Origin of the sequence: Citrobacter cronae (assembly GCF_016893685.1) — a bacterium.
Taxonomy (GTDB): Bacteria; Pseudomonadota; Gammaproteobacteria; order Enterobacterales; family Enterobacteriaceae; genus Citrobacter; species Citrobacter werkmanii.
In genome coordinates, this window is record NZ_CP069763.1 from 4886890 (window position 1) to 4908150 (window position 21261).

21 protein-coding genes and 1 pseudogene are annotated in these 21261 nt (G+C 53.6%); 9 read left to right on the forward strand and 13 right to left on the reverse strand.

Translation table 11 applies throughout. From position 1 onward, the window contains the following. The first annotated feature begins 163 nt into the window (after window positions 1–163). Complete coding sequence (acrD, locus tag JSN25_RS21160) at window positions 164–3277, forward strand: multidrug efflux RND transporter permease AcrD (RefSeq protein ID WP_069324476.1); 3114 nt, start codon at window positions 164–166, stop codon at window positions 3275–3277. A 75-nt stretch (window positions 3278–3352) separates the two neighbouring features. Here acrD and ypfM read toward each other — a convergent pair whose 3' ends face one another. Further along, complete coding sequence (gene ypfM, locus JSN25_RS21165) at window positions 3353–3412, reverse strand: protein YpfM (protein WP_001386977.1); 60 nt, start codon at window positions 3410–3412, stop codon at window positions 3353–3355. Window positions 3413–3800: 388 nt separating this feature from the next. Here ypfM and JSN25_RS21170 point away from each other — a divergent pair, with 388 nt between their 5' ends. The 3 genes from JSN25_RS21170 to JSN25_RS21180 are packed head-to-tail and all read left to right on the forward strand — an operon-like array spanning window position 3801 to window position 5516. Beyond that, window positions 3801–4157 (forward strand): ArsC family reductase, encoded by a 357-nt coding sequence (locus JSN25_RS21170; protein WP_069324475.1) that lies wholly within the window; start codon window positions 3801–3803, stop codon window positions 4155–4157. 3 nt (window positions 4158–4160) lie between these two features. Then, window positions 4161–5288: a succinyl-diaminopimelate desuccinylase gene (dapE, locus tag JSN25_RS21175; protein WP_038642554.1), complete on the forward strand. Its 1128-nt coding sequence runs from the start codon at window positions 4161–4163 to the stop codon at window positions 5286–5288. A 27-nt stretch (window positions 5289–5315) separates the two neighbouring features. After that, the gene (locus tag JSN25_RS21180) at window positions 5316–5516 is read left to right on the forward strand and encodes a membrane protein (RefSeq protein WP_003037974.1); all 201 of its coding nucleotides are present in this window, start codon (window positions 5316–5318) and stop codon (window positions 5514–5516) included. Window positions 5517–5619: 103 nt separating this feature from the next. Here JSN25_RS21180 and ypfH read toward each other — a convergent pair whose 3' ends face one another. From ypfH to dapA, 6 genes are all read right to left on the reverse strand, one after another. Then, window positions 5620–6318 (reverse strand): esterase, encoded by a 699-nt coding sequence (gene ypfH / locus JSN25_RS21185; protein WP_150345292.1) that lies wholly within the window; start codon window positions 6316–6318, stop codon window positions 5620–5622. Between the two features lie 73 nt (window positions 6319–6391). Next, window positions 6392–8407: a tRNA(Met) cytidine acetyltransferase TmcA gene (locus JSN25_RS21190; RefSeq protein ID WP_204525330.1), complete on the reverse strand. Its 2016-nt coding sequence runs from the start codon at window positions 8405–8407 to the stop codon at window positions 6392–6394. Between the two features lie 15 nt (window positions 8408–8422). Continuing rightward, complete coding sequence (ypfJ, locus tag JSN25_RS21195; RefSeq protein ID WP_085049253.1) at window positions 8423–9286, reverse strand: KPN_02809 family neutral zinc metallopeptidase; 864 nt, start codon at window positions 9284–9286, stop codon at window positions 8423–8425. A 128-nt stretch (window positions 9287–9414) separates the two neighbouring features. Then, window positions 9415–10128 (reverse strand): phosphoribosylaminoimidazolesuccinocarboxamide synthase, encoded by a 714-nt coding sequence (gene purC, locus JSN25_RS21200; RefSeq protein WP_003835086.1) that lies wholly within the window; start codon window positions 10126–10128, stop codon window positions 9415–9417. A gap of 111 nt (window positions 10129–10239) precedes the next feature. After that, entirely contained in the window at window positions 10240–11274 is a 1035-nt protein-coding gene (gene bamC / locus JSN25_RS21205) for an outer membrane protein assembly factor BamC (protein ID WP_038642564.1), read from the reverse strand. A gap of 16 nt (window positions 11275–11290) precedes the next feature. Then, entirely contained in the window at window positions 11291–12169 is an 879-nt protein-coding gene (gene dapA / locus JSN25_RS21210) for a 4-hydroxy-tetrahydrodipicolinate synthase (RefSeq protein ID WP_006683510.1), read from the reverse strand. Window positions 12170–12314: 145 nt separating this feature from the next. Here dapA and JSN25_RS21215 point away from each other — a divergent pair, with 145 nt between their 5' ends. The 3 genes and pseudogenes from JSN25_RS21215 to JSN25_RS22535 form a co-directional block, all read left to right on the forward strand. Next, entirely contained in the window at window positions 12315–12887 is a 573-nt protein-coding gene (locus JSN25_RS21215) for a glycine cleavage system transcriptional repressor (protein ID WP_038642566.1), read from the forward strand. Next, window positions 12887–13357: a thioredoxin-dependent thiol peroxidase gene (gene bcp / locus JSN25_RS21220; RefSeq protein ID WP_038642568.1), complete on the forward strand. Its 471-nt coding sequence runs from the start codon at window positions 12887–12889 to the stop codon at window positions 13355–13357. Before JSN25_RS21215 ends, bcp begins: the two co-directional genes overlap by 1 nt. A gap of 21 nt (window positions 13358–13378) precedes the next feature. Further along, window positions 13379–13537 (forward strand): annotated as a pseudogene (locus tag JSN25_RS22535) (hypothetical protein); the annotation flags it as partial. Here the strand turns inward: JSN25_RS22535 and iadA are convergent. From iadA to JSN25_RS21240, 4 genes are all read right to left on the reverse strand, one after another. Then, window positions 13468–14631, reverse strand: coding sequence for a beta-aspartyl-peptidase (gene iadA, locus JSN25_RS21225; protein ID WP_159121849.1), 1164 nt, complete (start codon window positions 14629–14631; stop codon window positions 13468–13470). The pseudogene JSN25_RS22535 and the gene iadA sit on opposite strands and share 70 nt — an antisense overlap. Window positions 14632–14642: 11 nt before the next feature. Continuing rightward, window positions 14643–15104 carry a YjiG family protein gene (locus JSN25_RS21230; RefSeq protein WP_003037948.1) on the reverse strand — a complete coding sequence of 154 codons (462 nt, stop codon included), beginning with the start codon at window positions 15102–15104 and terminating at the stop codon, window positions 14643–14645. A 1-nt stretch (window position 15105) separates the two neighbouring features. Next, window positions 15106–15765 (reverse strand): nucleoside recognition domain-containing protein, encoded by a 660-nt coding sequence (locus JSN25_RS21235; RefSeq protein ID WP_085049255.1) that lies wholly within the window; start codon window positions 15763–15765, stop codon window positions 15106–15108. Window positions 15766–15931: 166 nt separating this feature from the next. Next, entirely contained in the window at window positions 15932–16996 is a 1065-nt protein-coding gene (locus JSN25_RS21240) for an AI-2E family transporter (protein ID WP_006683504.1), read from the reverse strand. A gap of 226 nt (window positions 16997–17222) precedes the next feature. Between JSN25_RS21240 and bepA the strand changes: the two genes are divergently transcribed. Beyond that, a complete protein-coding gene (bepA, locus tag JSN25_RS21245; protein WP_087856423.1) occupies window positions 17223–18686 on the forward strand; it encodes a beta-barrel assembly-enhancing protease in 1464 nt (487 codons plus the stop codon). A 71-nt stretch (window positions 18687–18757) separates the two neighbouring features. Then, window positions 18758–19117, forward strand: a complete 360-nt coding sequence (gene arsC, locus JSN25_RS21250) for an arsenate reductase (glutaredoxin) (RefSeq protein WP_003037937.1) — start codon at window positions 18758–18760, stop codon at window positions 19115–19117. Window positions 19118–19151: 34 nt separating this feature from the next. Here the strand turns inward: arsC and JSN25_RS21255 are convergent, their stop codons facing one another. Both JSN25_RS21255 and uraA read right to left on the reverse strand, forming a co-directional pair. Beyond that, a complete protein-coding gene (locus JSN25_RS21255) occupies window positions 19152–19853 on the reverse strand; it encodes a DnaA inactivator Hda (protein WP_211924219.1) in 702 nt (233 codons plus the stop codon). Window positions 19854–19948: 95 nt separating this feature from the next. Beyond that, window positions 19949–21238, reverse strand: a complete 1290-nt coding sequence (gene uraA, locus JSN25_RS21260; protein WP_204525331.1) for a uracil permease — start codon at window positions 21236–21238, stop codon at window positions 19949–19951. Between the last annotated feature and the right edge of the window lie 23 nt (window positions 21239–21261).

Sequence of the window (21261 nt, forward strand, 5' to 3'; positions counted from 1 at the left end):
GCCTGGATCCAGGTCTGACGGCGCTGGCACAAAAGGTATGCTGTAAACGGGCATGATAATTTACATTATCTTCTTTTTTTCTCCACGTTTGCCCCGTACCTTGCCGCTAAAGTGAAGCAAGTCATACCCATAACGATACGCAGAAACACGAGGTCCCCTTTTAATGGCGAATTTTTTCATCGATCGCCCCATTTTTGCCTGGGTGTTAGCTATCCTGTTGTGTCTGACAGGAGCCCTGGCTATTTTTTCGCTACCCGTTGAGCAATATCCCGATCTGGCCCCGCCCAACGTGCGGGTAACCGCCAACTATCCTGGTGCATCTGCACAAACGCTGGAAAACACCGTGACCCAGGTCATCGAGCAGAATATGACCGGTCTCGATAATCTGATGTATATGTCATCACAGAGCAGCGGGACAGGCCAGGCGACGGTTACGCTGAGTTTTGTCGCCGGGACCGATCCTGATGAAGCCGTACAGCAGGTGCAAAACCAACTGCAATCGGCAATGCGTAAGCTGCCGCAGGCGGTACAGGATCAAGGGGTCACGGTACGCAAAACCGGGGATACCAATATTCTGACCATCGCCTTCGTCTCTACCGATGGCTCCATGGATAAGCAGGACATCGCCGATTATGTGGCGAGTAATATTCAGGACCCGCTCAGTCGTATAAACGGCGTGGGGGATATCGACGCCTACGGTTCACAATACTCCATGCGTATCTGGCTCGACCCGGCCAAACTTAACAGCTTCCAGATGACCGCCAAAGATGTGACCGACGCTATCGAGTCACAGAATGCGCAGATTGCCGTTGGGCAACTTGGCGGCACGCCTTCAGTGGACAAACAGGCGCTGAATGCGACGATTAATGCCCAGTCGCTGCTGCAGACTCCGGATCAATTCCGCGATATTACTCTGCGCGTTAACCAGGATGGTTCGGAAGTTAAACTGGGCGACGTGGCGACGGTCGAAATGGGGGCTGAAAAGTATGATTATCTCAGCCGCTTTAATGGTAATCCCGCCTCCGGTCTGGGCGTGAAGCTGGCCTCCGGCGCCAATGAAATGGCAACGGCAACGCTGGTTATTAACCGCCTGAACGAGCTGTCGCAATATTTTCCGCACGGGCTGGAATATAAGGTGGCGTATGAAACCACCTCCTTCGTAAAAGCCTCAATTATCGACGTGGTAAAAACGCTGCTGGAAGCGATCGCGCTGGTATTTTTGGTCATGTACCTGTTCCTGCAAAATTTCCGCGCCACGCTGATTCCCACTATCGCCGTTCCCGTCGTGCTGATGGGTACCTTCTCCGTGCTCTACGCCTTTGGCTATAGCGTGAACACGTTAACCATGTTTGCGATGGTGCTGGCGATCGGCCTGCTGGTGGATGACGCCATTGTGGTAGTGGAAAACGTCGAGCGTATTATGAGTGAGGAGGGCCTCTCACCGCGTGAAGCCACGCGAAAATCGATGGGACAAATCCAGGGCGCGCTGGTCGGTATCGCCATGGTACTGTCGGCGGTGTTTATCCCAATGGCCTTCTTCGGCGGCACTACCGGGGCTATTTATCGCCAGTTCTCGATTACCATTGTTTCCGCGATGGTGCTGTCCGTTCTGGTGGCGATGATCCTCACCCCTGCGCTGTGCGCCACGCTGCTTAAACCGCTGCATAAAGGCGAACAACACGGGCAGACCGGTTTCTTCGGTTGGTTTAACCGCATGTTTAACCGCAATGCCGAACGCTACGAAAAAGGCGTTGCCCGGATCCTGCATCGCAGCCTGCGCTGGATCCTGATCTACGTTCTGCTGCTCGGCGGTATGGTCTTCCTGTTCCTGCGTCTGCCGACTTCCTTCCTGCCGCTGGAAGACCGCGGAATGTTTACCACCTCGATACAGCTCCCCAGCGGCTCCACCCAACAACAAACGTTGAAAGTGGTAGAGGAAGTAGAGAAGTATTACTTCACCCACGAAAAAGACAACATCATGTCGGTCTTTTCCACGGTAGGATCCGGCCCCGGCGGGAACGGACAAAACGTGGCGCGTATGTTCGTGCGTTTAAAAGACTGGGATGAGCGTGACACCACCACCGGGACCTCCTTCGCCATCATCGAACGCGCGACCAAAGCGTTTAATAAGATTAAAGAGGCTCGCGTCTTCGCCAGCAGCCCTCCAGCCATTAGCGGCCTCGGAAGTTCGGCTGGTTTTGATATGGAACTGCAGGATCACGCCGGCGCGGGCCATGACGCGTTAATGGCCGCACGCGACAAGCTGATTGAGCTGGCCGGGAAAGACGCGTCCCTCACCCGCGTTCGTCATAACGGACTCGACGACAGTCCACAATTGCAAATTGATATCGATCAGCGCAAAGCCCAGGCGCTGGGCGTGTCCATTGACGACATCAACGACACATTGCAAACGGCCTGGGGCTCCAGCTACGTTAACGACTTTATGGACCGCGGCCGCGTGAAGAAAGTCTACGTCCAGGCGGCGGCAAAATACCGCATGCTCCCGGACGATATCAACCTGTGGTACGTTCGCAATAATAGCGGCGGCATGGTGCCTTTCTCGGCCTTTGCCACCTCGCGCTGGGAAACCGGCTCACCGCGCCTGGAGCGTTATAACGGCTATTCTGCCGTCGAGATTGTCGGTGAAGCCGCGCCCGGCGTCAGTACCGGTACGGCGATGGACGTGATGGAGTCGCTGGTCCGTCAATTGCCGACCGGATTTGGCCTGGAATGGACGGCGATGTCTTATCAGGAACGACTGTCGGGTTCTCAGGCCCCCGCCCTGTACGCCATCTCTCTGCTGGTGGTGTTCCTGTGTCTGGCAGCGCTGTACGAGAGCTGGTCGGTGCCCTTCTCCGTCATGCTGGTCGTGCCGCTGGGGGTTATCGGCGCGCTGCTGGCCACCTGGATGCGCGGTCTGGAAAACGATGTGTATTTCCAGGTCGGGTTATTAACCGTTATCGGACTCTCAGCGAAGAACGCGATATTGATTGTTGAATTCGCCAATGAGATGAACGAGAAAGGACACGATCTGCTTGATGCCACGCTGCATGCCTGTCGCCAGCGCTTACGCCCGATTCTGATGACGTCGCTGGCGTTCATCTTTGGGGTGTTGCCGATGGCCATCAGCAATGGCGCAGGTTCCGGCGGTCAACATGCGGTGGGGACCGGTGTAATGGGCGGGATGATTTCAGCCACAATCCTGGCAATTTACTTCGTTCCCCTGTTCTTTGTGCTGGTCCGTCGACGCTTCCCATTGAAGCCACGCCCAGAATAATCGGACACAAAAAAGGCGACTTACGTTGAGTCGCCTTTTTTTATCCTTTGCAGGATATGAATTTCTTCCAGAAAATTATTTACGAAGCATGACTTCGATAAAGTCTTTCCAGTTCCCCAGTTCACGTTCAATCATAACAACCTCTCTTATTATTATGAGCATTCTACGAAATCATCATCATCAAAAGAAGATCATTTAACCGATGGTTGTGATTACATCCTCCCGTGTTTGGGGTATATGTGATCACTATGCGCTAAACCCATAAATTTTATGTGACTTACTGCAACATTTTGAAATATTCATACATCATCTACTACTTTGACAATTCTGATGGAAAAACAGGCTGATGCAAACAGGCAAATTCTGATTTTCATTTATACGATAGTTTTGGAACTTTCAGGAATCATTATTCACCCTTGTTCAACAATGTTATATTTCTCTATAACGCCTGAATGACAATATGTATTATTCATGTTCACAAAACATAGGCATAAATATTCAAATTCCATCAATAAGGATTCAGATGATTACTCTCTACGGCATTAAGAATTGCGATACGATTAAAAAAGCCAGACGCTGGTTAGAAGAACGAGGGATCGACTACCGCTTCCATGATTATCGCGTCGACGGCCTGGACAACACGCTATTACAGTCCTTTATCAGCGAATTAGGTTGGGAGCCGCTGCTCAATACGCGTGGAACCACCTGGCGGAAACTGGATGAAGCCACGCGTAGCCAAATCACTACTGCGGACGCCGCCGCCGCGTTGATGATTGAAATGCCTGCAATTATCAAACGCCCATTGCTCTGCGCGCCGGGTAAGCCTATGCTGCTTGGTTTCAGTGATTCCAGTTATACGCAGTTTTTTAATGAGGTGTAATCTATGTCGTGCCCGGTTATTGAGCTGACTCAGCAGCTTATTCGCCGTCCTTCTCTGAGCCCGGATGATGCCGGGTGCCAGGCGTTAATGATTGAACGCCTGCGCGCGGTAGGTTTTACCGTTGAGCGAATGGATTTTGGTGACACGCAGAATTTTTGGGCATGGCGCGGTAAAGGTGAGACCCTGGCATTTGCCGGTCACACTGACGTAGTGCCTGCCGGCGATGTCGATCGCTGGATTAATCCGCCGTTTGAACCGACCATTCGCGATGGCATGTTGTTTGGGCGTGGCGCTGCCGATATGAAAGGTTCACTGGCGGCGATGGTCGTGGCCGCAGAACGCTTTGTCGCCCAACATCCTAATCATCAGGGCCGCCTGGCATTCCTGATAACCTCTGACGAAGAGGCCAGCGCCAAAAATGGCACCGTGAAGGTGGTTGAAGCGCTCATGGCGCGGAACGAACGCCTCGATTATTGTCTGGTTGGCGAGCCGTCCAGCACGGAAATCGTTGGCGACGTGGTGAAAAATGGTCGTCGTGGTTCACTGACCTGCAACCTGACCATTCACGGCGTGCAGGGGCACGTAGCCTACCCGCATCTGGCTGATAACCCGGTACACCGCGCAGCGCCTATGCTCAATGAACTGGTGGCGATCGAGTGGGATCAGGGTAACGAGTTCTTCCCGGCGACCAGCATGCAGATTGCCAATATTCAGGCAGGAACCGGCAGCAACAATGTTATCCCGGGTGAGCTCTTTATTCAGTTCAACTTCCGTTTCAGCACCGAATTAACCGATGAAATGATTAAAGCCAGGGTGCTGGAACTGCTGGATAAACACCAATTGCGTTATACCGTCGACTGGTGGCTCTCCGGTCAGCCGTTCCTGACCGCACGCGGTAAACTGGTGGATGCAGTAGTGAACGCCATTGAGCACTATAATGAAATTAAACCGCAGTTACTGACTACAGGCGGGACATCCGACGGGCGTTTTATTGCCCGCATGGGGGCACAGGTAGTAGAGCTTGGGCCGGTCAATGCGACCATTCATAAAATTAATGAATGCGTTAATGCCGCCGACCTGCAACTGCTGGCCCGTATGTATCAACGTATCATGGAGCAACTCGTCGCCTGATGAGTGTTCCTGTAAGAGGAAATGAGCATGGACTGGCTGGCAAAATACTGGTGGATTTTAGTGTTGGTGTTTCTGGTAGGCGTATTGCTGAACGTGATTAAAGATCTCAAGCGTGTCGACCCTAAGAAATATCTCGCCAATAAGCCGGAGCTTCCCCCGCATCGTGACTTTAACGATAAGTGGGACGACGACGACGATTGGCCAAACAAGGATCAACCGAAGAAATAATTTCCAGGCCGATAAATCCCGTAGGCCCGGTAAGCATTAGCGCTACCGGGTATTAAGTGCCGGATGGCAACGCTTCGCGTTTTGTCCGGCCTACTGTGATCAATCAGATCATCTCAATCACATCATCATCGTGAGGCTTACCACCGCTCAGCGCTTCATCAAAGTAGTGTTTCGGTACGGTAAAACGCAGATGATCGAGCGCAAACTGCATGCTGTGTTCATCAATGGCGTGCCCCAGATTTTCGACGATATCCAGCGTCACATCTCCACCGGCGCGAATTAACGCTTCCTGCGCAGCAACGGCGTGAGATAACTCAATCACCCGGTCTTCACCGCCGTGAATCAAATGTACCGTCGTAGCCGTGGTTGCAATCTCTGGTAAGGTGGCGTAGCGACCATTAAAGGCGATGACCCGCGATGCCAGCCCCGGCTCGGCTTTAATACTCTCAAGCGACATAATCGCCCCCTGAGAAAAACCAATCAGCGCGGTAGCCTGCGGTGAAACGCCGCTGTGTTTTTGCCAGTAGCGCACGGTTTCAATAAAGACCGGCATAATGGCGTCAACACGCGCCTGCCGGTTCTCCTCCGTTACACCCTGAACCGAAAACCACTGACGTCCGGAAGGAGAACCATAAGGCTCAGCCCCGCCAATGCTGACGATGAGCGCATCCGGAAACAGCGGTGCAAACCAGGAGCCGATTTCGCCCATGGCAACCGGGTTATCGCCGACGCCATGAAACAGCAGCAGTAGCTGTTGAGCGGGTTTATCAGGACTTTGAACAACAAAATGGTCATGTTTCATGGCGATCTCCTTAACTGATGAGAATCATTCTACGCCGCTTAACCGCAATGACCATGTCAGTAAATTGAAGAAGTTAGTGAAAATTTTGCCATTGCATAATGCGATTTTGTAGCCGCTGTATACGTTCAGCATACAGCTGCTTTAGCGCCTGCGCCGCCTCGGCCCGCTGAACGACCAGCAGTGCTTTACGCCCGGGGATCTTCAACTGCTGGCACAATTCGACATCGCTGCGTTTAGCCTGTAAGCGGCCCCGCAAGGCCGGGAGAGGTAACTCGCTATGCTGAAGCAGACGAGTCAGACAGCCAAGCGACGTCAGTAATGGCCGATGGGCGAAGGCAAATCCCGCCAGATCATTCCAGTCATGCTCATTAAGCGTAGACTCTTTCAACGGGTCCAGCGGAATGCCCTCACCGTTCCACTGCGTAAGTATCTCCGCATCGCGCCGCAGACGCAGGTGTTCGCGCCCGGCGAGGCGTTTTCCCGCTTCGCTAATAGGCAGTAACGCCATGGCGGTATAGCACCCGCTGCTGGCTTCGCGGTGATTGCCCATTCGCACCAGAACAAAACCACAGCGCTGCCAGAAACGCCAGAGTTCGACCGTATACCCAAAACTGACGGACAGATAGTCACATTGCGTGGAGTAACGCCGGGCCTGCATAATCAACTGCTGCCCGATACCTTCTCGCTGGCGAGCAGGATGAACCGCAATTCGGCTTACCCGCCGTCCAATGAGCGTTGCCGCCAACGGATCACCGCCGTGCGCCGCCAGTGACTGTGCAACCAGATTTCCTCGTGGTCGGCGATATCCTGCCCAAACGGCCTGGCTTAATTCCGCAGACAGTCCCCCTTCATCCACCAACCAGACGGCTCCCGCCACCGAGTCTGCACACGATGCCTGAAGGAAATGCTGGCCAGGCGCGTCCATCATTCGCCGGAGATCCAGTGGCGAAGTGCGATAGTGCGCCCCGGAAAGCAGTTGATATACCGCTACCGGCAGCGCCGGGTTGTCATACCAGGATTGTTGTTCAAATGCACTGAAATGGAGATCGCCCGACGGGGCATGCGTAAACGTTTCGTCGTCAAACAGCAGCGCATCGCTGACGATTTTCTCCAGCGGACATCCCAGCGCCCAGCGTACGGGCTGTTGTAACTCAAAACGTCGAAGATGGGGAAAGCGGGCGCAGAACTTCAACAAGAAGCCTCTGCCGGTTCCCTCATAGCCCTGAACGGTGGTGGTTAATAGCGTGCGGGGAAAACGCGCGACTAACTGATGCAGTAGCGGCGCGGGGATTGCGGCGGCTTCATCAACGATAAGCCAGTCTGCGGTTGCAGAACTGCTTAACAACGCGTCCGGGGCCATAAAGCGGTAACGTTCTGCGGCAAATTGCGCCAGCACATCGGTTGCCGCTTTGGCAGGCGCGGTAACAATTGCAGTCCCGTTGATACGTGCAATCAGTTGCCCCGCCAGCGCGGATTTTCCCCGACCACGCGCGGCCGTCACGGCAACCACGCCAGAAGGCATAGTCAGTAACTGCGATAAAATCAGCGCCTGTTCAGGCTGAGGTTCACCGGTTGCCGCGTGCCAGTCGGCGCGAGCAGCAAAGTGGGGATATGTAGCAGGCTGATGCTGCTGCCAGTGCAACGCCTGTCCATCACGGGAAATGACCCGTTTGACGTGTTCAACAAAATGCGGCGTTGGAATCGGGTCAGCGCAGTCACTCCAGCGCAGTGAATCCGCGTCAGGATGCGTGTGCCAGCTATGCCAGGGGGGAGTCAGCAACACCAGCCAACTGCCGGCGATCAGCGTGCCGCTTAAGGCGGCAAACGCCGCAGCGTCAAATCCCTGCCCGGCGTCAAAAACTGCATGATGGAATTCGCGCCCTAGTAATGTTTGCAGCGCCTGCGGCGTACAGTTCGGCTCAGCAGGGGCTTGCGCCCCTACCCATAGCCAGTCACCGGGTAACGCGTTGCGTAGCGCTAAAGCTTGCGCCTGACGCCAGCTATTCTCGCCGCTGATAACCAGCAGACGGCGGATGCCTTCGCGGGTCATCTGTTCAGTTAACGCCCTCAGCGCCGTGTTATCAGACATCCCTGCCTCGGTATTTTAAATGCCTTTTCCAAAAGTATTGCACTGCCCCGGATCGCCGCTGTCAAAGCCGCGTTTGAACCAGGTAAAGCGCTGTTCAGAGGTTCCGTGGGTAAAGCTGTCCGGTACAACGCGGCCTTGTCCTTGCTGCTGCAGGCGATCGTCGCCAATAGCTTGCGCGGCGTTCAGCGCCTCTTCCAGATCGCCGGACTCCAGCACGCCCTGCTGCTGCATACTATGGCCCCAGACGCCGGCAAAGCAATCCGCCTGCAGTTCCATACGCACGGAAAGACGGTTCACTTCAGCCTGTGAGGCATTCTGTTGCATCTGACGAACTTTCGGTTCAATACCCAGCAGTTTCTGCACGTGGTGGCCCACTTCATGGGCGATAACATAGCCCTGAGCAAAATCACCATCGGCGCCCAGCTTGTTTTTCATATCGTCGTAGAAGGAGAGGTCGATGTACACGGTGCCATCCGCCGGGCAGTAAAACGGGCCCATCACGGACTGGCCTGCGCCGCAGCCGGTACGCGTAGCGCCCCGATACATCACCAGCTTCGGCTGTTGATAGGTCCGGCCCATTTTTTCAAACTGCTGTCCCCAGGTATCCTCCGTGGTGGCCAGAATCACCGAGGTAAATTTTGCCGCTTCATCATCATTTGGGCTGATGGAGTGTGATGATTGCTGTTGGGAAACGGGTTGACCGGTCATTAATCCGGTGAGATCCACGCCATAATAACCTGCGACCAGCACCACTATCAGCAGGATGATGCCGCCTTTACCACTGGGCAAACGAAAACCAGGCCCGCCCATAGAAGGGCCGCCGGAGCTGTTTCGTCTGTCTTCTACATTGTCACTTTCACGACGCCCTTGCCAGCGCATAATCACCTCAACTTTTTATTCATTATGATGATGATCGTAGGCGGTTCGGAACAGGATTACCATAAGAAACAGTAATCAAAATCGGCGAGATTGATGAGCCGGTGAGCGATCGCCGGCTCAAAGGGGAATTAGTCTAACTTGACACCCAGGCGATGCGCGACGGCTTCATAGGCTTCGATCAGACCGCCCAGGCTCTGGCGGAAGCGATCTTTGTCCATTTTATCCAGTGTTTCTTTGTCCCACAGACGGCTACCGTCCGGTGAGAATTCATCGCCCAGCACCACTTCACCTTTATACAAGCCAAACTCAAGTTTGAAATCGACCAGAATCAGGCCCGCATCATCAAACATCTTTTTCAGCACGTCGTTCGCTTTGTAGGTCAGCTCTTTCATACGCGCCAGATTCTCTTTGCTCACCCAACCAAAAGTTTCGCAATAGGAATCGTTAATCATTGGATCGTGCATAGCATCGTTTTTCAGGAACAGATCAAACAGCGGCGGATTAAGTTCAATACCTTCCTCAACGCCTAAACGCTTAACCAGTGAGCCCGCCGCGCGGTTACGCACCACACATTCAACCGGTACCATCTCCAGTTTTTTCACCAGACATTCGGTATCGGAAAGCAGTCGCTCCATCTGGGTAGGAATGCCCGCTTCTTGCAGTTTAGTCATAATGAAATGGTTGAACTTATTATTCACCATGCCTTTACGGTCAAACTGTTCAATGCGCGCGCCATCCCCTGCTGACGTATCATTGCGGAATTCGAGCACCAACAGGTCCGGGTTTTCCGTGCTGTATACGGTCTTCGCTTTACCACGATACAACTCAGCTTGCTTTTGCATCTTTATTACTCCTGGGTGTGAATTAACGATAAATATTGCGTTTTTCTGCCGACGCACACGTTTGCGTATCATATCAGAAAAAAAGGGCTGGAGTTATCCAGCCCTTCATTTTTACTTACTGAACGCTGCCTGGAAGACGGCGACCAGCGCGTCGTTCTGGCTTTGCGTCAGGGTATGCCCCTTCGGATCGATAAACTGCATACTACTGCGGTTATCTAAATCACCGACCTGCAGTTTATAGTCGCCAGACACTAAACCTGGATCGCTTGCGCCCAGTTCCTGCCAGCTGCTATCAGACAGTGGTTTGTAGGTCACGGCGATGCTGCCCTGAGAACGGGTGCTGTCGGTCACTTTCATGCCCACTTTCTCAAGCGCTGCCGGCAGACGCTGCCACACCACGTTGAACGGTCCACGCACCACCAGCATTGGTAAACCAGTGTCGTCGGCGGCGCTCTGAACATCCATGGTTGCTGCAGAGCGGTTCTGCGCGGCATTCGCAGCATCTGTGGCGTTCTTATCCAGACCAGCAGAGATGACGTTCATCATCTCAGCGCTGTAACGCTGCATAGATGCCGCATCGGCTACAGGTTTACCCGCCTGCTCGAGGTTAGTCAGTTTCACCGTTACCGCTTGCTGATAGCCCTGCGGTTTAACCGAGATTTGATAACGTCCACGGTACTGCTCGTCTTCATCCAGACGGTTCCAGTCAACCCAGTCGGTGGTCAACGTCTGGCTGGCATCATCACGCTTAGCGATCGTGTAGTTTTTAGACTGAATGACGCTAACGACCTGTGGCCACAGCGTGTTGCCACGACCATTTTCCACCAGTAATGTCGACGTATCACCTGCGATCTGGGTACGAGCGCCAGTGACTAACGCTAACGGCTGGGCCGGTGGGCGAATATCCAGCGCTTTACCCACGGCACCGCTACCGTTGGTTACCGGGATATTATAATCACCTGACATAACCGGCAGAATCATCCCAGCTGGCGCATGAAGCTCAGCAAGCGGTGCGGCCTCCAGATAGGATTCATCACCGCTCACCTGGCGCTTATAGCGCGAGTCAGAACTACAGGCCGCGAGCAACATAACAAGCGAAACACCCGCAACCTTGGCCAGGCGCGACTTTTGTACTGAGTAAGCCATCAAATCTCCCTAAACTTTACAGCAAACCGGCATGCTTAAGCGCCGCCTTGACGATTTCACGAGCATTGTCCGTGATTGGCGTCATCGGCAGACGCAGCGTATCGGTCGCCACAAGTCCCAACTCCTTACATGCCCATTTCACTGGGATAGGATTGGGTTCGACAAAAAGTTTGTTGTGTAACGGCATCAGACGCTGGTTAATTACCCGCGCCTCGGCAAAATGCCCTGCAGCCGCCAGTTTGCACATTTCAGCCATGTCACGCGCCGCAACGTTAGACGTTACGGAAATCACGCCATGACCACCGAGCTGCATAAAATCCAGTCCGGTCGCGTCATCACCGCTGAGCAGAATGAAGTCATCTGAAACCAGCTCTTTGATCTGGTGAACGCGACTTAAGTTCCCCGTGGCCTCTTTAATAGCGATAATATTTTTTACTTTCGCCAGACGGCCAACGGTTTCTGGCAGCATATCGCAGCCAGTACGGGACGGCACATTATACAGAATTTGCGGCAGGTCAGTATGTTCAGCGATGGCTTTGAAATGCTGGAACAAACCTTCCTGGGTTGGGCGGTTGTAATACGGCGTCACCGTCAGGCAGCCGACAACACCGCTATCGTTGAAACGCTGCGTCAGACTAATGGCTTCTGCGGTCGCATTGGCGCCCGTTCCGGCAATTACCGGAATACGCCCGTCGGCCAGCTCCAGCGTCATCATCACCACATCGCCATGTTCATCATGACTCAGGGTGGCAGACTCACCGGTGGTGCCAACCGAAACGATCGCCGAGGTGCCGCTGGCGACATGATAATCAATCAGTTTTTTCAGGCTCGACCGGCAGACTTTACCTTTCTCATCCATCGGCGTAACAAGCGCGACAATACTTCCCGTGAACATGGGCCATCCTCTGTGCAAACAAGTGTCTCAATGGTACGTTTGGTACGACAATAAAAGCAAGCGACCAGAGCCGTTCTGATTGTTGTATGCATGTTTTTTTTATGCTTTCCTTATGATTACCTCACCGCTCAAAGGAAGAACAGGTTTGACATCGTCATCGCAACACTATCTGGTCATTACTGCGCTGGGTGCCGACCGCCCAGGAATTGTGAACACCATCACGCGTCATGTCAGCAGTTGCGGCTGTAATATCGAAGACAGCCGACTGGCGATGCTAGGTGACGAATTCACATTTATCATGCTGCTGTCAGGCACCTGGAATGCCATCACCCTGATTGAATCAACCTTGCCGTTGAAAGGCGCTGAGCTGGATTTATTGATTGTCATGAAGCGCACGACTGCGCGTCCCCGCCCAGCAATGCCCGCCACGGTATGGGTGCAGGTCGATGTCCCCGATTCTCCACATTTGATTGAACGCTTTACCGCCCTGTTTGATAGCCACCAAATGAATATTGCGGAACTGGTTTCACGCACGCAACCGGCTGAGAATGGAAAGACGGCGCAGTTGTTTATTCAAATTACCGCACATAGTCCTGCGTCACATGACGCGGCAAATATTGAAGATGCGTTTAAAGCACTCTGTACAGAACTCAATGCGCAAGGCAGTATTAACGTCGTCAATTACTCACAGCATGATGAACAGGATGGAGTTAAGTAATGAACCCACTGAAAGCCGGTGATATCGCACCGAAATTTAGCTTGCCGGATCAAGACGGAGAACAAGTAAATTTAACCGACTTCCAGGGACAGCGTGTTCTGGTTTATTTTTACCCGAAAGCCATGACACCCGGCTGTACCGTACAGGCCTGCGGCCTGCGCGATAACATGGATGAGTTAAAAAAAGCAGGTGTTGAAGTGCTGGGAATCAGCACCGATAAACCGGAAAAACTTTCCCGATTCGCGGAGAAAGAAGTTCTTAACTTCACGCTCTTGTCCGACGAAGATCATCAGGTTTGCGAGCAGTTCGGCGTCTGGGGTGAGAAGTCATTTATGGGCAAAACCTACGATGGCATCCACCGCATCAGCTTCCTGATTGATGCTGAAGGGAAAATTGAGCATGTGTTTGATAACTTCAAAACCAGCAATCACCACGACGTGGTAATGAACTGGCTGAAAGAGAACGCCTGATTCACGTTTTTCTGAAAAAAGCCTGATGGCGCTTCGCTTATCAGGCCTACAGTTTGCACACTTTGTAGGCCTGATAAGGCGTTTACGCCGCCATCCGGCATCAACCTCGGTTATTCAAACGTCCCTTTGACACAGGCTTTTTTCTCTCTGACTACCGCTTTTCCCTTCGCCCACAGGTGATTCACCTCCAGCGCGTCGGTCAGCACCAGAATATCCGCATCGCATCCCACAGCCAGACGCCCTTTATGCTCCAGCCCTAAAAATTCTGCCACCGTACGCGTCAGCGGACACAGCGCCTGTTCCAGCGGTATAGCATGAACCTTCACCAACTGGCGCACCGTTTCCGCCAGTGATTCAAACCCCGCGACGCCAATCCCGGTGAGATTACCTGACTCATCAAATTCCGGTTGGCTGCCGTTGCCGTCCGAGCTCAGGGTAATGCGCGACAGCGGCACATTTTGGCGCAGCGCCGTGGCAATAGCCGTGGCCGGATCAACGGGCTCATCAATGCTGCTGGTAATATCGATAAAACCGCCTTTGCGGGCATACTCCAGTGCCGCCTGGAACAGGGGTTCCGCACGATTAACGTGAGTCGGCAACAGTTTAGTTATCGGCACGTCGCAGTTTTCAAGGATCTGATATAACGGTTCCAGCATGCGCGGGCTGTCGCCCATATGGAAAACGCTGATCCCCGGTTTGCGTCCTAACAATCCACCGACGCGCGACTGCGCCGCCATGTTCGCCAGTGCCTGAGTATCTGGTGCTGAAGAACGATGGTCCGAAATCGCACACTTCACGCCAATCACTTTATCGATCAGCGCCACGTCGCGATCGATGCTGCCGGTGATAGTCGGGGAAGGCAGAGAATACGCTCCGGTCAGCATCCAGGCGCTGATACCTTCAAACTCCAGCGCGCGGGTTTTCGCCAGCAGCGACTCCGGATGACGGGTAATACCATCTGTGCCCAGCAATCCCACCACCGAAGTGACGCCAGCTTCAACCAGCCGTGACAAACGCACTTCCGGCGTGCGGGTGTGCGGCCCCGCTTCACCGCCACCGCCAATCAAATGGACGTGCTGATCGATAAACCCCGGGCACACAATCGCGCCGTCCAGATTGACGCACTCGCAGCCGGGAAAGTCTTCAGGGGAAATCGACGGCGCGATGGCAACAATTTTGCTGCCGGATACCAGTATATCCTGTCGCCCTAAATCTTCCGGCGCGTACACATGTCCCTGCTGGAACAATGTCAAATTAAGAATTGAACAGTTCATAACCTTCCTTGTCAGGCAATAACCTGCATGACCCAAATAGAGAGCAGTGCATTAATGACGCACACCGCAATAATAAGCGGATAGTAACGAGGATGGACCCCCGCAGTCCCCAAACAACGTCCCACATTTTGCACCGGATTACCCATCAGGTAGATAGCGGGTAATAATACCGTGGCATCATGTCCCGAAAGCGTACCGGCAACAACCAGGCTGGCGCAAACACCGACGCCGCCTCCCATACTCATGACCGCCGCCAGCAGGACGGTGGCAGATTCGCCCGGCAGCCCCCATAACGCCATCACGGGCTCACATACCCGCCCAACAATCTCGAGCAGCCCCGTTACTTTCAGCGCCTGGATAATCACAAACGCCATCACCACGTTCGGTAACAGGCTGGTTGTTGCTATGGTAAACCCGCGCCGTGCGCCATCGATAAACATATCCATGACGTTTTTACGTACCTGCGTTGTCATCTCAGGCCTCCTGCTGCGTACGGCGATTTTCCAACTGCGCAATCCATAAGCGCAGCAGGTTAGCCCCCACAAATTTGAACACGAGGATCACCGCCAGCGGCGTAATCACCGGAACGGTAACCATCGTAAACAGCGCGGCCCCTGAGGAAAAATAGTTGGTAATACAGGCGCTGCCGCTGGTTTGCCAGCAGGCAAAAACGGCACGTTCCTGTTCAGTGATAATGCCCTCTTCAGCCATTTCTTTCGTCATCCCGGCTGCGGCATCGGTATTTTGCAAATTCGCGATCAGCGCCAGCGAACAAACACCTGGAATTCCGAGCAACGGGCGCAGGACTGGCGTCATTAACTGTTGTGCGGCGCGCAATCCACCTAACCCTTCGGTGACGGAGATAATCCCCAGAGAAAGAATGACGGAAGGCGCCAGCTCCAGTGCGAATAAAAAGCCATCTTTAGCGCCCATGCCACCCGTGCCGCGAAAAGAGATGGCCGTATCGCCTGCCGCATTAACCTTCCCAAACGCACCGTTAAGGACGGTGAAGTCAAATACCCGCCACCATTCGGTACTTTTCGCAAACATGCCGGAAAAAAGAATAATTGTAATAAAAAAAGCGAGATAACCGCCCCATCCCACCTTTTGCTGCGTGTGTGTGTTGTGACCCATGTTGTTCTCCTGTTGGTCTTATTCCTTGCGTGACGAAAAGACATCACGCGGGTCAAGTTAAAGACAAACGCGGAGAAAAACGACACCAGAGGAGATTATTCAGAAAGTGTGGATAGAGGTCAGACAAGTTCAGCTCCGGCGACATTGCATCGCCGGAGTTTGCAGATTAAGGTTCGTCAACGGCCTGACCATCAGGCCAGGCATGCATGACGGCTTTGATAAGCGTCGCCAGAGGAATCGCAAAGAATACGCCCCAGAATCCCCACAGCCCGCCAAAAATAACGACCGACAGAATAATCACCAGCGGGTGCAGGTTAACGGCCTCGGAGAACAGTACCGGGACCAGCAGATTACCGTCCAGCGCCTGGATTATCAGGTACACGGCAAAGCAGCTCCAGAACTCGGTGCCAAGCCCGAACTGGAACAACGCCACTCCGACGACCGGAATCGTCACCACAAAAGCGCCGATATACGGGATCAAAACCGAGAACCCCACCAGCACCGCCAATAGCAGAGAATAGTTGAGGCCAAACAGCAGGAAGCCGAGCCAGGTCGCCACGCCGACCACCACCATTTCCAGCACCTTTCCGCGGATATAGTTGGTGATTTGCTGATTCATCTCTTTCCATACCTGTCCCGCCAGTCCGCGATTACGCGGCAGTACCCGACGCACGGCGTTCAGCATCTGACCTTTATCTTTGATCAGGAAGAATACCATCAACGGGACAAGCACCAGATAGACCGCCAGCGTCAGCAATCCGACCAGAGAGGCTAACGAATATTTCACCACCGAATCGCCCATGGTGAGCATCCGCGAGCGCATATTCTCCGCCATCGCATCAATAATGCCCGCATCCATCAGCGCCGGATAACGTCGTGGTAAAGTGGCGGCAAAATCAGATAATTTATTGAGCATACCGGGCATATCGCGGATCAGGTAAATCCCCTGCTGCCACGCGACGGGCATCACCACAAACGCCATCAGCAACAAAATACCGACAAACACCACCAGCACGATTGATGTCGCCCAGCGCCGTGAACAGCCGATATGTTCCAGCCGTACAGTCGGCCATTCGAGCAGGTACGCCAGCACAATGGCGACCAACAGCGGCGCCAAAAGACCGCTAAAGAAGAACAGGATGCCAAAACCGGCAACCAGAATAATTAGCAGGGCGATGGCCTCGGGGTCGCTAAAGCGGCGGCGATACCATTGCATCAACATTTCGAGCATAAAACCCTTCCATGAACCCAATAGCGGGATTGCGATCCCGAATTGTATCGAAATGTCACAAAAAAGACTTCGCTTTTTATGGCTGATTACGCAAAGTGAAAAGACATTTTTCCTGGGTGTTCATCGTCAGGTTTCACAGTTACACTCCCTAAGCTTGCGGAGTGTGAACGATACTTCACGGCATTGGTCAAATGGCTATCTCAAAAAAGAATACAGGACAGAGGTTATGTTCAGGCAGTTGAAAAAAAACCTGGTTGCTACCCTCATTGCCGCACTGACCATCGGTCAGGTTGCGCCCGCATTTGCTGACCCCGCGGACACCCTGCCTGATATGGGAACCTCGGCAGGGAGTACCCTTTCCATAGGACAGGAAATGCAGATGGGCGATTTTTATGTACGCCAGCTGCGGGGCAGCGCGCCGTTAATTAACGATCCGTTGCTGACCCAATATATTAATAGTCTGGGGATGCGTTTAGTTGCACACGCCGACTCGGTAAAAACGCCCTTCACCTTCTTTTTAATCAACAACGATGAAATTAACGCCTTTGCCTTCTTTGGCGGTAACGTTGTTTTGCACTCCGCACTGTTCCGCTATTCCGATAACGAAAGCCAACTGGCATCGGTTATGGCGCACGAAATTTCCCACGTCACGCAGCGTCACCTGGCGCGAGCGATGGAAGATCAGAAACGCAGCGCCCCGCTAACGTGGGTCGGTGCGTTAGGATCCATTTTATTGGCGATGGCCAGTCCCCAGGCGGGTATGGCGGCGCTGACCGGTACGCTGGCGGGTACGCGCCAGGGAATGATCAGCTTTACGCAGCAAAACGAACAGGAAGCGGACCGCATCGGTATTCAGGTACTGCAACGCTCGGGATTCGATCCCCAGGCCATGCCGACGTTCCTGGAAAAACTGCTCGATCAGGCCCGTTACTCTTCGCGTCCACCGGAAATTTTGCTGACCCACCCCCTGCCAGAAAGCCGTCTGGCAGATGCGCGTAACCGCGCCAACCAGATGCGCCCGGTCGTCGTCCAGTCTTCAGAAGATTTTTATCTGGCCAAGGCGCGAACCTTAGGCATGTATAACTCTGGTCGCAACCAGTTGACCGATGACTTGCTGAGTAACTGGTCGAAAGGTAACGTACGCGAGCAACGTGCGGCGCAATATGGCCGGGCGTTGCAGGCAATGGAGGCCAGTAAATACGACGAGGCGCGTAAAGCGCTGCAACCATTGCTGACGGCCGAACCAAACAATGCCTGGTATCTTGACCTGGCAACGGATATCGATCTCGGCCAGAAGAAAACCGGCGACGCGATTAATCGCCTTAAAAATGCTCGAGACCTGCGAGTCAACCCGGTACTGCAGCTCAATCTGGCAAATGCGTATTTACAGGGCGGACAAGCCAAAGAAGCAGCCAATATCCTGAATCGTTATACGTTTAACCATAAGGATGACCCTAACGGCTGGGATTTGTTAGCGCAAACGGAGGCTGCTCTCGGTAACCGCGATCAGGAACTGGCTGCCCGTGCGGAAGGGTATGCCCTTGCAGGGCGTCTTGACCAGGCGATTTCGATGCTCAGCAGCGCAAGTTCGCAGGTCAAACTGGGAAGCCAGCAGCAGGCCAGATACGATGCCCGTATCGACCAGTTGCGCCAGTTGCAAGAACGTTTTAAACCGTATACGAAGATGTAATTATCGAACTCTCACCGGATGGCGATGCTGTAGCGTCGCCATCCGGCAGTATTGTGATGCAAGGAGAAGTCATGTCAGACGCGATTAAAATCTACCATAACCCACGTTGTTCCAAGAGCCGCGAAACGCTGGAATTGCTGAAGTCCAACGGCGTGGACCCGGAAGTAGTACTGTATCTGGAAACGCCGGCAGACGCCGCAACCTTGCGCGAACTGCTGCAGATGCTGGGCATGTCCAGCGCGCGCGAACTGATGCGCCAGAAAGAAGATCTCTACAAGTCGCTTAACCTGGCGGACAAGAATTTGAGTGAAGATGCGCTGATTCAGGCGATGGTTGAAAATCCGAAGCTGATGGAGCGCCCCATTGTGGTTGCCAAAGGCCAGGCGCGGATCGGACGTCCGCCGGAGCAGGTACTGGAAATCGTCGGTTAACCTGAAATCGCCGCACTCTTTTCGGCTGCGGCGTTTACAGTTTCAAAATCTCTTTTACGAACGGAATGGTCAGCTTACGCTGGGCGGTGATCGATGCGTGATCAAGCTGATCCAACGTCATAAACAGCGTACGCATTTCCCGATCCAGACGTTTAAGCAGGAAACGTCCCACATCTTCCGGCAGTTCAAACCCACGAAGCCTGGCGCGTAATTGCAGCGCCTGCAGCTTATCTTCATCGGAAAGCGGCTGCAGCTTGTAGATCTGTCCCCAGTCCAGTCGCGAGGCGAGATCCGGTAACCCCAGATTGAGCTGCCTTGGCGGGCGATCGCCGGTGATCAGCAGACGCGTTTTCCCAGACTCCAGAATACGGTTGTAGAGATCAAAGATTGCCATTTCCCACAGCGAATCACCGGCCACACATTCGATGTTATCAATGCATACCAGCGATAAATGCTCCATACCGTCGAGCACCTCGGGAACAAACCAGGTGCGCTTATCGAGCGGCACGTAGCCTACCGCATCGCCGCGCGCAGACAGTTCCGCACAGGCTGCATGCAGCAAATGACTACGGCCAGCGCCTTCACGCGACCAGAGATAAATATACCCGCTATGTTCCTGACGCAGCACGTTTTGCAGTGCAGCCAGTAAAGAGGAGTTATCCCCCGGCCAGAAACTTGCAAACGTTTCGTCGTCAGGAAGATAAAGTGGCAAAGAGAGCTGTGCCGGTGTGTTCAGAGATACCTCAACCCAGGATTTCATAAAATCGCGTTGAGTTTAACACAGAAATGCGTCGCGATAGAACCGGGCAGCGATGCCGCCCGGTCAGAGACTTACTGTTGCGAGCTGTCTGCATCTTTTGCGTCGAGCACCACTTCTTCCGGACGCAGCAGGCTGATGACTTTAAAAATCAGGCTCAGGCAGACACCGACGATGGTCGCCAGCGCCATGCCTTTCAGCTCTGCGGCGCCAATGTGAACTTTCGCGCCACTCACGCCAATGATCAAAATGACCGAGGTCAGGATCAGGTTCTGAGCTTTGTTGTAGTCAACTTTTGATTCGATCAGTACGCGAATACCGGAAGCACCAATCACGCCATACAGTAACAACGATACGCCGCCCATGACCGGCAACGGGATGATCTGGATCGCTGCCGCCAGCTTGCCTACACAGGAGAGCAGGATGGCAAAAATCGCGGCGCCGCCAATAACCCAGGTACTGTAAACGCGGGTAATCGCCATTACGCCGATGTTTTCGCCATACGTGGTGTTCGGCGTAGAGCCGAAGAAACCGGAGATGACCGTAGACAGGCCGTTGGCGAACATAGAACGATGCAAACCAGGATCGCGAATCAAATCTTTTTTCACGATATTTGCCGTCACTACCAGGTGTCCGACGTGTTCAGCGATAACCACCAGCGCAGCAGGCAAGATGGTCAGAATGGCAACCCATTCAAAACGCGGCGTGTAGAGAGTCGGCAGCGCAAACCAGTGCGCCTGGGCAATCGGCGTGGTGTCCACAACGCCCATCACGAAAGAGAGCGCATAACCGGCCAGCACCCCAATCAGAATCGGGATAATCGCCATAAAACCGCGGAACAGTACGGAGCCAAATACCGTCACCGCCAGCGTCACCATCGAGATGATGATGGTTTTCGAATCCGGTAATTGCCCTTCAGCAGGCAGTAATCCCGCCATGCCCGCAGCAACACCTGCCAGCTCCAGGCCGATGACGGCAACGATTGCGCCCATCGCCGCCGGAGGGAACATCACATCCAGCCAGCCGGTGCCTGCTTTCTTAACGATGAAAGAAACCAGGCAGAACAGGACGCCGCACATAATGAAACCGCCCAGCGCCACTTCATAACCTAACGGCAGCAGCAGCAGCACCGGAGAAATAAACGCAAAGCTGGAACCGAGATACGCGGGAATTTTACCCTTACAGATAAAGAGATACAGCAACGTACCAATGCCGTTAAACAGCAAAACGGTAGCCGGGTTGATGTGGAACAGAACTGGCACCAGTACCGTAGCGCCAAACATGGCGAACAGGTGCTGCAAACTAAGCGGGATTGTCTGTAAAAGCGGCGGTCTTTCACTTACCCCGATAGCACGGCGCGTCATAGTGTTTTCCTCTGAGTGTTGTT